The 12199-nt window shown below is 68.6% G+C and carries 12 protein-coding genes; 1 reads left to right on the top strand and 11 read right to left on the bottom strand.

The genetic code is table 11. The features are described 5' to 3' along the window. Positions 1-134 precede the first annotated feature (134 nt). A complete protein-coding gene (locus tag HZS56_RS03635) occupies positions 135-1958 on the top strand; it encodes a glycoside hydrolase family 18 chitinase (RefSeq protein ID WP_216719187.1) in 1824 nt (607 codons plus the stop codon). Positions 1959-2112: 154 nt separating this feature from the next. On the opposite strand, the gene HZS56_RS03630 is transcribed toward HZS56_RS03635, so the two are convergent. The 11 genes from HZS56_RS03630 to HZS56_RS03580 all read right to left on the bottom strand — a co-directional run bounded on the left by HZS56_RS03630 (position 2113) and on the right by HZS56_RS03580 (position 12158). Continuing rightward, positions 2113-2559 carry a DUF2550 domain-containing protein gene (locus HZS56_RS03630; RefSeq protein ID WP_216719186.1) on the bottom strand — a complete coding sequence of 149 codons (447 nt, stop codon included), beginning with the start codon at positions 2557-2559 and terminating at the stop codon, positions 2113-2115. A 144-nt stretch (positions 2560-2703) separates the two neighbouring features. Continuing rightward, on the bottom strand, positions 2704-3078 hold the full coding sequence (locus HZS56_RS03625; RefSeq protein WP_064729863.1) for a F0F1 ATP synthase subunit epsilon: 375 nt from the start codon (positions 3076-3078) through the stop codon (positions 2704-2706). Between the two features lie 128 nt (positions 3079-3206). Next, on the bottom strand, positions 3207-4643 hold the full coding sequence (gene atpD / locus HZS56_RS03620; protein WP_216719185.1) for a F0F1 ATP synthase subunit beta: 1437 nt from the start codon (positions 4641-4643) through the stop codon (positions 3207-3209). After that, positions 4643-5560: a F0F1 ATP synthase subunit gamma gene (locus HZS56_RS03615; protein ID WP_216719184.1), complete on the bottom strand. Its 918-nt coding sequence runs from the start codon at positions 5558-5560 to the stop codon at positions 4643-4645. The genes atpD and HZS56_RS03615 overlap by 1 nt, the downstream gene beginning before the upstream one ends. A 21-nt stretch (positions 5561-5581) precedes the next feature. Continuing rightward, positions 5582-7171, bottom strand: a complete 1590-nt coding sequence (atpA, locus tag HZS56_RS03610; protein ID WP_216719183.1) for a F0F1 ATP synthase subunit alpha — start codon at positions 7169-7171, stop codon at positions 5582-5584. A 177-nt stretch (positions 7172-7348) separates the two neighbouring features. Then, the gene (locus HZS56_RS03605) at positions 7349-8164 is read right to left on the bottom strand and encodes a F0F1 ATP synthase subunit delta (protein WP_216719243.1); all 816 of its coding nucleotides are present in this window, start codon (positions 8162-8164) and stop codon (positions 7349-7351) included. A 5-nt stretch (positions 8165-8169) separates the two neighbouring features. Next, complete coding sequence (locus HZS56_RS03600) at positions 8170-8730, bottom strand: F0F1 ATP synthase subunit B (RefSeq protein WP_007387655.1); 561 nt, start codon at positions 8728-8730, stop codon at positions 8170-8172. A 42-nt stretch (positions 8731-8772) separates the two neighbouring features. After that, positions 8773-8997, bottom strand: coding sequence for an ATP synthase F0 subunit C (gene atpE, locus HZS56_RS03595; RefSeq protein WP_007387656.1), 225 nt, complete (start codon positions 8995-8997; stop codon positions 8773-8775). 75 nt (positions 8998-9072) lie between these two features. Further along, on the bottom strand, positions 9073-9912 hold the full coding sequence (gene atpB / locus HZS56_RS03590) for a F0F1 ATP synthase subunit A (protein WP_042821733.1): 840 nt from the start codon (positions 9910-9912) through the stop codon (positions 9073-9075). 210 nt (positions 9913-10122) lie between these two features. Then, positions 10123-10557: a Cg1360 family ATP-synthase-associated protein gene (locus HZS56_RS03585; RefSeq protein ID WP_216719182.1), complete on the bottom strand. Its 435-nt coding sequence runs from the start codon at positions 10555-10557 to the stop codon at positions 10123-10125. Positions 10558-10844: 287 nt separating this feature from the next. Continuing rightward, positions 10845-12158, bottom strand: coding sequence for an MraY family glycosyltransferase (locus HZS56_RS03580; RefSeq protein WP_216719181.1), 1314 nt, complete (start codon positions 12156-12158; stop codon positions 10845-10847). Between the last annotated feature and the right edge of the window lie 41 nt (positions 12159-12199).

Here is a 12199-nt window from a genome sequence, read left to right as displayed (position 1 = left end):
GGAGAGCGGCGGCCGGAGCTGCGCGAGCACTGGTCCAGACCTATTGACCTAAGGTCCAGACCTTTCTATATTCGCGGCACTGCGGGCCGATGGCTCAGTCGGCCCGCGCCGACAACCACATAAGGAGGCGCAGCATGCGCTTCAGACACAGAGCCGCGGCACTCCTCGCGACCCTGTCGCTCCCGCTGGCCACTCTGGTCGGCCTCGCGGGCGAGGCCCAGGCGGCCACGAGTGCGACGGCCGTCTTCGCCAAGACCTCGGACTGGGGCACGGGCTTCGGCGGCAGCTGGACGGTGAAGAACACCGGCACCTCCACCCTCGACTCCTGGACCGTCGAGTGGGACTTCCCCTCCGGCACCAAGGTCACCTCCGCGTGGGACGCCACCGTCACCAACTCCGGTGACCACTGGACCGCCAAGAACACCGGCTGGAACGGGACGCTCGCCCCCGGCGCCTCGGTCTCCTTCGGTTTCAACGGCAGCGGCCCCGGCTCCCCCTCCAACTGCAGGCTCAACGGCGGCAGCTGCGACGGCGGCTCGGTCCCCGGCGACGCCGCCCCCTCCGCGCCCGGCACCCCCACCGCCTCCGACATCACCGACACCTCGGTGAAGCTGTCCTGGTCGGCCGCCACCGACGACAAGGGCATCAAGAACTACGACGTCCTGCGCGACGGCGCCAAGGTCGCCACCGTCACCGGCACCACCTACACCAACACCGGCCTCAGCAAGGGCACCGACTACTCGTACACCGTCCAGGCCCGCGACACCGCCGACCAGACCGGCCCGGTCAGCGGCGCGGTCAAGGTCCGCACCACCGGCGACGGCGGGAACGAGCCCGGCCCGAGCGGCAAGGTCAACCTCGGCTACTTCACCGAGTGGGGCGTCTACGGGCGCAACTACCACGTCAAGAACCTGGTGACCTCGGGCTCCGCCTCGAAGATCACGCACATCAACTACGCGTTCGGCAACGTCAAGAACGGTCAGTGCACCGTCGACGACACCTTCGCCGCGTACGAGAAGTCGTACACCGCCGACCAGTCCGTCAGCGGCACCGCCGACACCTGGGACCAGCCGCTGCGCGGCAACTTCAACCAGCTGCGGCAGCTCAAGGCGAAGTACCCGAACATCAAGGTCCTGTACTCCTTCGGCGGCTGGACCTACTCGGGCGGCTTCGGCCAGGCGGCGCAGAACCCGGCCGCGTTCGCCAAGTCCTGCAAGGCCGTCGTGGAGGACCCGCGCTGGGCCGACGTCTTCGACGGCATCGACATCGACTGGGAGTACCCGAACGCCTGCGGCCTGACCTGCGACACCTCGGGCGCCGCGGCCTTCAAAAACCTCAGCCAGGCGCTGCGCAGCGAGTTCGGCAAGGACTACCTCGTCACCGCCGCCATCACCGGCGACGGCTCCTCCGGCGGCAAGCTCGACGCGGCCGACTACGGCGGCGCCGCCCAGTACCTCGACTGGTACAACGTGATGACCTACGACTACTTCGGCGCCTGGGCCACCACCGGCCCGACCGCCCCGCACTCCCCGCTCACCTCGTACTCCGGCATCCCGGCCGCCGGCTTCAACTCGGCGGACGCGATCGCCAAGCTCAAGGCCAAGGGCGTGCCGTCCGCCAAGCTCCTGCTGGGCATCGGCTTCTACGGCCGCGGCTGGACCGGCGTCACCCAGTCCGCGCCCGGCGGCACGGCGACCGGTGCGGCCCCCGGCACCTACGAGGCGGGTATCGAGGACTACAAGGTGCTCAAGAACTCCTGCCCGGCCACCGGCACCGTGGCGGGCACGGCGTACGCGCACTGCGGCAACCAGTGGTGGTCCTACGACACCCCGTCGACCATCGCGGGCAAGATGACCTGGGCCAAGAACCAGGGCCTGGGCGGCGCGTTCTTCTGGGAGTTCAGCGGCGACTCCTCGAACGGCGAACTGGTCGGCGCCATCAGCAACGGCCTGAAGTAGCAGTCGGCCGCAGCCGCCGGCCCGTCACCGCCACCCCCCACAGAAGCGCCCCCGGACGTCGTCCGGGGGCGCTTCGGCCGTCGTCGGCAGTCAGCCCGCGGGCAGGCGGGGCGGCGCCGGGCGCCCTCCCGCCGCGTGCCGAGCCCCGGCCGGGTCAGGCCACGTTCACGCGCTGGCCGGGCGGGGCCGCCTCCAGCCAGGCGAGGAACCCGGTCAAGGCGTCTTCGCTCATCGCCAGTTCCAGCCGGGTGCCGCGGTGCAGACAGGTCAGGACCACGGCGTCGGAGAGCAGCGCCAGCTCCTCCTCCCCGTCCGGCACCCGGCGGCCGGCCACCTCGATGGCGGAGCGTTCCAGCACCCGGCGCGGGCGCGGGGAGTAGGAGAAGACGCGGTACCACTCGACCCGGTCGCCGCTGTAGCGGGCCACCCCGTAGGACCAGCCCTTGCCGCCGCTGTCGGCCTCCTTGGGGGCGTCCCAGCGCAGGGAGCAGTCGAAGGTGCCGCCGGAACGCTGGATCAGCCGGCGGCGCAGACCGAAGACGAAGAGCCCGATCACCACCAGGGCGACAACGATTCCGCACACAGTCAGAGCGAGGGCCATCGACACCGACCTCCTCGTCTCCTAGGTAACGGAACGGAAAAACCACCCGGATCTGCCTCAGCCGCGGCCGGGTCCGGATCACTCCGGTCCCAGCCGCGGCTGAGTGACGTCACACAGGAGGACGCTATCGCACTGTGCTGTGGATCAGCGTCCCGCCGCCGCGCGCAGTCGGACGTCCGCACGGCGCTCGGCGTGGGCGTCGCCCTCCGCCTTCGCGCGCTCGAGCTCCCGCTCCGCCCGCTGGACGTCGATCTCGTCCGACAGCTCGGCGATCTCGGCCAGCAGCGACAGCTTGTTGTCGGCGAACGAGATGAAACCGCCGTGCACGGCGGCGACGACCGTCCCACCGTCACTCGTACGAATGGTCACCGGGCCCGACTCCAGCACACCGAGCAGCGGCTGGTGACCGGGCATGACGCCGATGTCGCCGGACGTGGTGCGCGCGACGACCAGAGTGGCCTCGCCGGACCAGACCTCTCGGTCGGCCGCGACCAGCGCGACGTGCAGATCAGCAGCCAAGGTGGCTCCTCGGGTCACCACCCGGCGGGAGAGCCGGGTGTTGGTTACAAGTCTAAGGGGCGTGTCGGAGGGGACGGGACGCGCCCGTCCCCTCCGGTGTGAGCCGTGGGCTCACCGCGAGCCGCGGCTCAGGAGACGCCCAGCTCCTTGGCGTTGTTCTTCAGGTCCTCGATGCCACCGCACATGAAGAACGCCTGCTCCGGGAAGTGGTCGTACTCGCCGTCGCAGATCGCGTTGAAGGCCGCGATCGACTCGTCCAGCGGGACGTCCGACCCGTCGACGCCGGTGAACTGCTTGGCGACGTGGGTGTTCTGGGACAGGAAGCGCTCCACGCGGCGGGCGCGGTGGACGACGAGCTTGTCCTCTTCGCCCAGCTCGTCGATGCCGAGGATCGCGATGATGTCCTGCAGGTCCTTGTACTTCTGCAGGATGTTCTTCACGCGCATCGCGGCCTGGTAGTGCTCCGCCGCGATGTACCGCGGGTCGAGGATGCGGGACGTCGAGTCCAGCGGGTCCACGGCCGGGTAGATGCCCTTCTCGGAGATCGGACGGGAGAGCACCGTCGTCGCGTCGAGGTGGGCGAAGGTGGTGGCCGGGGCCGGGTCGGTCAGGTCGTCCGCGGGGACGTAGATCGCCTGCATCGAGGTGATCGAGTGACCGCGGGTCGAGGTGATGCGCTCCTGGAGGAGGCCCATCTCGTCGGCCAGGTTCGGCTGGTAGCCCACCGCGGAGGGCATGCGGCCGAGCAGGGTCGACACCTCGGAACCGGCCTGCGTGAAGCGGAAGATGTTGTCGATGAAGAACAGCACGTCCTGCTTCTGGACGTCACGGAAGTACTCGGCCATGGTCAGGCCGGCCAGCGCGACGCGCAGACGGGTGCCCGGCGGCTCGTCCATCTGGCCGAAGACCAGGGCGGTCTTGTCGATGACGCCGGACTCGCTCATCTCGTCGATGAGGTCGTTGCCCTCACGGGTGCGCTCGCCGACACCGGCGAACACGGAGACACCGTCGTGGTTGTTGGCGACGCGGTAGATCATCTCCTGGATGAGCACCGTCTTGCCGACGCCGGCACCGCCGAACAGACCGATCTTGCCGCCCTTGACGTACGGGGTCAGCAGGTCGATGACCTTGACGCCGGTCTCGAACATCTCGGTCTTCGACTCGAGCTCGTCGAAGTTCGGCGCCTTGCGGTGGATCGGCCAGCGCTCGCCGTCGTAGGTCTCGTCGACGTTGAGGACCTCACCCAGGGTGTTGAAGACCTTGCCCTTGGTGAAGTCGCCGACGGGGACGGAGATGGCCGCGCCCGTGTCGGTCACCGCGGCCTGGCGGACCAGACCGTCGGTGGGCTGCATGGAGATGGTGCGGACCAGGCCGTCACCGAGGTGCTGGGCGACCTCGAGGGTCAGCGTCTTGAGCTCACCCTCCTTGGCCGGGTCGGCCACCTCGACGTGCAGCGCGTTGTAGATGTCCGGCATCGCGTCGACGGGGAACTCCACGTCGACGACCGGGCCGATGACCCGGGCGACGCGGCCCGTGGCCGTCGCGGTCTCAACAGTGGTGGTCATTAGTTGTCACTCCCCGCGTTCGCGTCGGCCAGGGCACTGGCGCCACCGACGATCTCGCTGATTTCCTGGGTGATTTCGGCCTGGCGGGCCGCGTTGGCAAGACGGGAGAGCGTGTTGATCAGCTCGCCCGCGTTGTCGGTGGCCGACTTCATCGCGCGCCGCGTGGCGGCGTGCTTGGAGGCAGCCGACTGCAGCAGCGCGTTGTAGATGCGGCTTTCGACGTAGCGCGGCAGCAGGGCGTCGAGGACGTCCTCCGCCGACGGCTCGAAGTCGTACAGCGGAAGGATCTCGTCCTTCGCTCCCGACTCGTCGGCCACCTCGTCGAGGCTCAGCGGCAGCAGCCGGGAGTCGACCGCCGTCTGCGTCATCATCGAGACGAACTCGGTGTAGACGATGTGGAGCTCGTCCACGCCGCCCTCGGCCGTGTCCTTCTCGATGGCCTCGATCAGCGGTGCCGCGACCTTCTTGGCGTCCGCGTACGAGGGCTCGTCGGTGAAGCCCGCGAACGACTCCACGACCTTGCGCTCGCGGAAGTTGTAGTGGGCCAGACCGCGCCGGCCGACGATGTACGTGTCGACCTGCCGGCCCTCGCGCTCGAGGCGCTCGGTCAGCTGCTCCGCCGCCTTGATGGCGTTGGAGTTGAAGGCGCCGGCCAGACCGCGGTCGCTCGTGCAGAGCAGGACCGCGGCGCGGGACGGGTTCTCGGCCTCCGTGGTGAGCGGGTGCTTCGTGTTCGACCCGGTACCGACCGCCGTGACCGCGCGGGTGAGCTCCCGCGCGTACGGCGTGGAGGCCGCCACCTTGCGCTGCGCCTTGACGACACGCGAGGCGGCGATCATCTCCATCGCCTTGGTGATCTTCTTGGTCGCGGTGACGGATCGGATGCGACGCTTGTAGACCCGGAGCTGGGCTCCCATGAGTCAGGTCCCTTCCTTACGTCACTTGGCGGCGGACGGGGCGTCCTCGCCGAGCAGCTTGCCGTCCGAGGTCTCGAACTGCTTCTTGAACGCGGCGACGGCGTCGTCGATGGCCTGGATGGTGTCGTTCGACATCTTGGCGCCCTCCTTGATGGAGGTCATCAGGCCCTGCTCCTGGCGGTGCAGGTACTCGAGCAGCTCCTTCTCGAAGCGGCTGATGTCGGCGACCGGCACCTCGTCCATCTTGCCGTTGGTACCGGCCCAGACGGAGACGACCTGGTCCTCGGTGGCCATCGGCTCGTACTGGTTCTGCTTCAGCAGCTCGACCATGCGCTGACCGCGCTCCAGCTGCGCCTTCGAGGCCGCGTCCAGGTCGGAACCGAAGGCGGCGAACGCCTCCAGCTCGCGGTACTGGGCGAGGTCCACGCGCAGTCGGCCGGAGACCTGGCGCATCGCCTTGTGCTGGGCGGAGCCACCGACGCGGGAGACCGAGATACCGACGTTCAGGGCCGGGCGCTGACCGGCGTTGAACAGGTCGGACTCCAGGAAGCACTGGCCGTCGGTGATGGAGATGACGTTGGTCGGGATGAACGCCGAGACGTCGTTGGCCTTGGTCTCGACGATCGGCAGACCGGTCATCGAACCGGCGCCCTCGGCGTCGGAGAGCTTGGCGCAGCGCTCCAGCAGACGGGAGTGCAGGTAGAAGACGTCGCCCGGGTAGGCCTCGCGGCCCGGCGGGCGGCGCAGCAGCAGCGACACGGCGCGGTAGGCGTCGGCCTGCTTCGACAGGTCGTCGAAGATGATCAGGACGTGCTTGCCCTCGTACATCCACTGCTGGCCGATGGCCGAGCCGGTGTACGGCGCCAGGTACTTGAAGCCGGCCGGGTCGGACGCGGGGGCGGCCACGATGGTCGTGTACTCCAGCGCGCCGTTCTCCTCCAGCGCGCCGCGCACGGACGCGATGGTGGAGCCCTTCTGGCCGATGGCGACGTAGATGCAGCGGACCTGCTTGTTCGGGTCGCCGGTGCGCCAGTTGTCGCGCTGGTTGATGATCGTGTCGACGGCCAGGGCGGTCTTGCCGGTCTGGCGGTCGCCGATGACCAGCTGGCGCTGACCGCGGCCGATCGGGGTCATGGCGTCGACGGCCTTGTAGCCCGTCTCCATCGGCTCGTGCACCGACTTGCGCTGCATGACCGTGGGGGCCTGCAGTTCGAGGGCACGGCGGCCCTCGGTCTCGATCTCGCCGAGGCCGTCGATCGGGTTGCCGAGGGGGTCGACGACGCGGCCGAGGTAGCCCTCGCCCACGGCGACCGACAGGACCTCGCCGGTACGGCTGACCGGCTGGCCCTCCTCGATGCCGCTGAACTCACCGAGGACGATGGCACCGATCTCGCGCTCCTCGAGGTTGAGGGCGAGGCCGAGGGTGCCGTCCTCGAACTTCAGCAGCTCGTTGGCCATGGCCGAGGGCAGACCCTCGACCTTCGCGATGCCGTCACCGGCCAGGGTGACCGTACCGACCTCCTCGCGCGAGGCCGCGTCCGGCTTGTACGACTGGACGAAGTTCTCCAGCGCGTCCCGGATCTCCTCCGGCCGGATCGTGAGCTCCGCCATCTGAGTTCCCTGCTCTCCTTGTTGGGCCCGAAGTTTCACTTGGGGGGTATTCCACGTTTCGGGACTCCCCCCAGTAAGAGGTGAATCCTCTGCACGGCCCAACCAGGGCCGTCGTAAGTACGTACTGCTTGCTGTGCTGTTTTCGCTGCTCTTGTCGCTGGCTCTTGTCGCGGGGCGTCAGCTCGCCAGCCGGCGGCCGGCGTCCTCCAGGCGGTCCGCGATGGAGCCGTTGATGACCTCGTCACCGACCTGCACCCGGATCCCGCCGACGACCTCGGGGTCGACGTCGAGGTTGAGGTGCATCGGCCGGCCGTAGACCTTCGCGAGGGCCGCGCCGAGGCGCTGCTTCTGCGTGTCGCTGAGCGGCACCGCCGAGGTGACGACGGCGACCATCCGGTCCCGCCGCTCGGCGGCGAGCTTGGACAGGGATTCGAGTCCCGACTCCAGGCTACGTCCCCGCGGCGCGGTGACAAGGCGCGTCACCAGCCGCTCGGTGGTCCGCTCCGCACGGCCGCCGAGCAGGCCGCGCAGCAGCTCGCCCTTGGCCGCCGCGGTGGCCGACCGGTTGGTCAGCGCGGCGCGCAGCTCGGTGTTCGAGGAGACGATCCGGCCGAACCGGAACAGCTCGTCCTCGACGCTGTCGAGCCGGCCCCGCTTCTGGGCGGCGGTGAGGTCGGCGGTGTTCGCCAGCTCCTCCAGTGCGTCCACGAGGTCGCGCGACTGCGACCAGCGGGTGCGCACCAGGCCGGCCACCACGTCGGCGGCGGTGCCGCTGACCTGGGTGCCGAGGAGGCGCTGGGCGAGCTCGGCCTTGGCCTCGCCGGACTGCGCCGGGTCGGTGAGGACCCGACGCAGCGACACCTCGCGGTCGAGCAGCGCGGTGACGGCGGCCAGCTCGTCGGCGAGCGAGCCGGCGTCCACGGACGTGGAGTCCGTCAGCGCGTCGAGACGCTCGCGTGCGGCGGCAAGAGCCTCGCGGCTCGCTCCGTGCATCCCACTCATCGGGTTGCCTCTGCCGTCGTCGCCTTGTCGTCCAGCTCGTCCAGGAAGCGGTCGATCACACGGCTCTGGCGGGCGTGGTCCTCGAGGGACTCCCCGACCAGCTTGCCGGCCAGCTGAGTGGCCAGCTGTCCGACGTCCTGGCGCAGCGCGGACGCTGCGGCCTTGCGGTCGGCCTGGATCTGGGCGTGACCGGCGGCGATGATCTCCTCACGCTGCCGCTGGCCTTCCGCGCGCATCTCGGCGATGAGCGTGGCGCCCTGTTCCTGCGCCTCCTGACGCAGGCGCGCGGCCTCGTGCCGGGCCTCGGCGAGCTGCGCCTTGTACTGCTCGAGGACGCTCTGGGCCTCGGTCTGCGCGGCCTCGGCCTTCTCGATACCGCCCTCGATGGCCTCGCGGCGCTCTTCCAGAACCTTGTTGATGTTCGGGAGGAGCTTCTTGGCGAGGAAGCCGAAGACGATGACGAAGGCGATCAGGCCGATGACGAGCTCCGGCCACGGCGGGATGAGGGGGTTCTCCTTCTCACCCTCAGCCGCCAGGAAAACCAGGGCGGAAGTCACATCAATGCCTTTCGTCGAAAGGGTCGGTCGTCGGTCTTCGTCTTAGTAGACGAAGGGCATGACGAGACCGATGAGGGCGAGCGCCTCACAGAAGGCGAAGCCGAGGATCTGGTTGGCGCGGATCAGGCCGGCCGCCTCGGGCTGGCGGGCGAGGGCCTGGGTGCCGTTACCGAAGATGATGCCGACGCCGACGCCGGGGCCAATGGCGGCCAGGCCGTACCCGACGGAGCTGAGCGAACCATCAACGGCAGCAAGGGTCTGGGACATGCCGGTTCTTCCTTTTCTTTACGGACCGGTGGGGGTTGGCCACCGGACGGCTGGGGGGTGAGGCCGGGCGGGGACTCAGTGGTTCTCGGCGAGCGCGCCCTGGATGTAGGTGCAGGTCAGCAGAACGAACACGTACGCCTGCACGGCCTGGATGAAGAGCTCGAAGGCCGTCATGATGAGCGTCATCACGAACGAGACGCCCGCGTAGGCGAAGCCGATGCCGTTCAGCAGGTACCAGCTGGCGATCGTGAAGAGCAGCAGCAGCGTGTGGCCGGCGAACATGTTGGCGAAGAGCCGGACGGCGTGCGTGAAGGGGCGGACCAGCAGGTTCGAGAAGAACTCGATGGTCATCGACAGCGGCAGGACCGCGCCGAGGGACTTGTCGTAGCCGGTGACGTTCTTGAAGAAGCCGACGAAGCCGTGGCGCTTGAAGGTGAGCGAGACCCACAGGACGTAGACGATCAGGGCCAGGACCATCGGGTAGGCGATGATCGAGGTGACCGGGAACTGGGCGACCGGGATGATCGACCAGAGGTTCATCATCCAGACGAAGAAGAAGAGCGTCACGACGAGCGGGACGTACTTCTCGCCTTCCTTCTTGCCGATCGTCTCGTAGACCACGCCGCGGCGGATGAAGTCGTAGCCGGACTCGGCGACCATCTGGAGCTTGCCCGGGACGACCTTCGGCTTGTTGAAGGCGGCCCAGAAGAAGCCCACGATGATGAACGAACCGAGCAGAGCCAGCAGCATCGGCTTGTTGAAGTACAGGCCGTTGCCGTCTGCGTTGCCCCAGAGCGGCTCGAAGAGGAACGAGTGCAGGCCGGGAGCCGGGAAGCCACACCCGTCGAAAATGTGGCAGTCGGTCTCGAAGGCGAGCACCTGCGTCGGGTCAGCACTCACCGCGGGCTCCTTCATCGTGGCGCATGGGTACGGCAACCTCGTTGTGTCGGCGCGGCGCGGGGCCGCAGTTCGGCACGGGACTGGTGTTACGGATGTGGGGGCGGCTGTGGGGCATCTTGCCTCGCGCTCGTGCAGGCGTCGGCTCGGATGCCCGCGCCCGCGATGCCGCAGTTGGCACCGGACGATAGCAGGACTTCACATGCCTCTTTATCCCGGCCCTACCCCTCACGACGAGTGGCCCGTCTTCTCGGGCTTCTCGCTCGACGACTCGGGTTCGACGTAGAGAATCTTGGCCTTCATGTGCGCCCGCGTCTGCGCGGCGATCCACGCGAGCGTGACGACGACCAAAGTGATCGCGAAGGACCGGGGGTTGAACAGCGTCGTGTTCTTGAACGCGGCGAGGAAGACGAACAGCAGCAGGATCTGCGCCGCGTAGAGCATCAGGCCCATCGCCTGGAAAAGGTGCGGAAGCGATTTGGCGGTGCGCTGCAGGACATAGAGACCGATCCCCATGAAAAGCATCGCCACCAGCGTCGCGACGACAGCACCCAACGCCCCCTTGCCACCCGCGACCACGGCACTGATCACGGCGGCGACAGCGCCGACGGCGGCCGTGGGCACGGCAGCCTGAAGCAGGGTCCGGGCGTCATTGGACGGCATGGCGGCAACTCCGCTTTCACACACAGGGGGTAGGTGTCGTCATGGACGAGCGTAGTCCCGGGCCGAGTGAGGTCCTCACGCCAAGAGACCGTCGCAGTACGGTCCTTCAGCGGCCCCCGGGATACTCGTGAACCGTATCACAAACTATTTGATGAGACCTTTACCTGTGGGTGTGCTGGCCGTCACACATGAGAGTGACAGTGCGCGCCTGAGCAATTACTGCACCCACTTGTCTGGTATTGGGGGAGTTCGTTCCCCCACGACTTGGCAATGCTCTAGTCAGATTCTTACCTTGTGCGCGAACGGGGTCCGACGGCCGTCGCCCCGTTGACTCCCGAGACCCCCGCGGCCACCGGCACCCGCTCCTCGGCGTCTCCGTCCGCCTCCTGCGCGCCCGCGGCCGGCTCCCGGACCCCGGTCCGGGCCGTCCTGCGGCGGCGCCGGTAGCGGGGCGGCACGAACGACTCGGCCCAGCGCGGGGCGCGCGGCGTGAAGCGCGGCAGCAGGAGCAGCACCAGGCCGATGGCGCTGAGGGCGACGACGCCGAGGACGATCCACATGGACGCGGCGTTCACGGAGTAGGCGAGCGCGCCGAAGGCGATCAGCGCCGAGAAGAAGTACATGATCAGCACCGCGCGGCTGTGCGAGTGCCCGATCTCGAGGAGCCGGTGGTGCAGGTGCCCCCGGTCCGCGGCGAACGGCGACTGGCCGCGCCAGGTGCGCCGGACGATGGCGAGGACCAGGTCGGCGGCCGGGATGGCGATGATGGTCAGCGGCATCACGAGCGGGATGTAGACGGGCACCATCTGGTGCACCGCGTTGCGCTCGGAACCGGTCCACAGGTTCATCAGGTCCGGGTCGACCTGCCCGGTCACGGAGATGGCGCCGGCCGCGAGCACGAGCCCGATCAGCATCGAGCCGGAGTCGCCCATGAAGATCCGGGCGGGGTGCATGTTGTGCGGCAGGAAGCCCAGGCACATGCCCATCAGGATGGCCGCGAACAGCGAGGCGGGCGCTGCCGCCTCGATGCCGTACGAGTACCAGATCCGGTAGGAGTACATGAAGAACGCGGCTGCCGCGATGCACACCATGCCCGCCGCGAGACCGTCGAGACCGTCCACGAAGTTGACCGCGTTGATGGTGATGACGACCAGCGCCACCGTCAGCAGGGTGCCCTGCCACTGGGTGAGCGCCACCGTGCCGACGCCCGGCACCGGGATCCACAGGATGGTCAGCCCCTGCACCACCATGACGCCGGCGGCGATCATCTGGCCGCCCAGCTTGATCAGGGCGTCGATCTCGAACTTGTCGTCCAGGACGCCGATCAGCCAGATCAGGGCCGCGCCGGAGAGCAGTGCGCGGGGCTCGTTGGACGTCTCGAAGACCTCACTGAGGTTGGTGAGGTGGTCGGCGACCAGCAGGCCCGCGCACAGGCCGAAGAACATGGCGATACCGCCGAGCCGCGGAGTGGGTTCCCGGTGCACGTCACGTGCCCGGATCTCCGGCATCGCTCCGGCCACGATCGCGAACTTCCGTACCGGCCCTGTCAGCAGATACGTCACCGCGGCCGTGATGCAGAGCGTCAGCAGGTATTCACGCACGGGCTTCCCCACAGGTCTCGCTGGCCATCCTCAGCCCCACA

It is taken from the genome of Streptomyces mayonensis, from assembly GCF_018982965.1.
GTDB classification, from domain to species: Bacteria; Actinomycetota; Actinomycetes; order Streptomycetales; family Streptomycetaceae; genus Streptomyces; species Streptomyces mayonensis.
Note: the sequence above shows the minus strand (reverse complement) of the source record. Positions and strands in the feature narration are given on the sequence as shown.

Excerpts from the sequence above, each read along its gene's own strand:
- HZS56_RS03635 (WP_216719187.1), top strand. The coding sequence starts at position 135 with ATGCGCTTCAGACACAGAGCCGCGGCACTCCTCGCGACCCTGTCGCTC.
- HZS56_RS03630 (WP_216719186.1), bottom strand. The coding sequence starts at position 2,559 with ATGGCCCTCGCTCTGACTGTGTGCGGAATCGTTGTCGCCCTGGTGGTG.
- atpD (WP_216719185.1), bottom strand. The coding sequence starts at position 4,643 with ATGACCACCACTGTTGAGACCGCGACGGCCACGGGCCGCGTCGCCCGG.
- HZS56_RS03615 (WP_216719184.1), bottom strand. The coding sequence starts at position 5,560 with ATGGGAGCCCAGCTCCGGGTCTACAAGCGTCGCATCCGATCCGTCACC.
- atpA (WP_216719183.1), bottom strand. The coding sequence starts at position 7,171 with ATGGCGGAGCTCACGATCCGGCCGGAGGAGATCCGGGACGCGCTGGAG.
- HZS56_RS03605 (WP_216719243.1), bottom strand. The coding sequence starts at position 8,164 with ATGCACGGAGCGAGCCGCGAGGCTCTTGCCGCCGCACGCGAGCGTCTC.
- atpE (WP_007387656.1), bottom strand. The coding sequence starts at position 8,997 with ATGTCCCAGACCCTTGCTGCCGTTGATGGTTCGCTCAGCTCCGTCGGG.
- atpB (WP_042821733.1), bottom strand. The coding sequence starts at position 9,912 with ATGAAGGAGCCCGCGGTGAGTGCTGACCCGACGCAGGTGCTCGCCTTC.
- HZS56_RS03585 (WP_216719182.1), bottom strand. The coding sequence starts at position 10,557 with ATGCCGTCCAATGACGCCCGGACCCTGCTTCAGGCTGCCGTGCCCACG.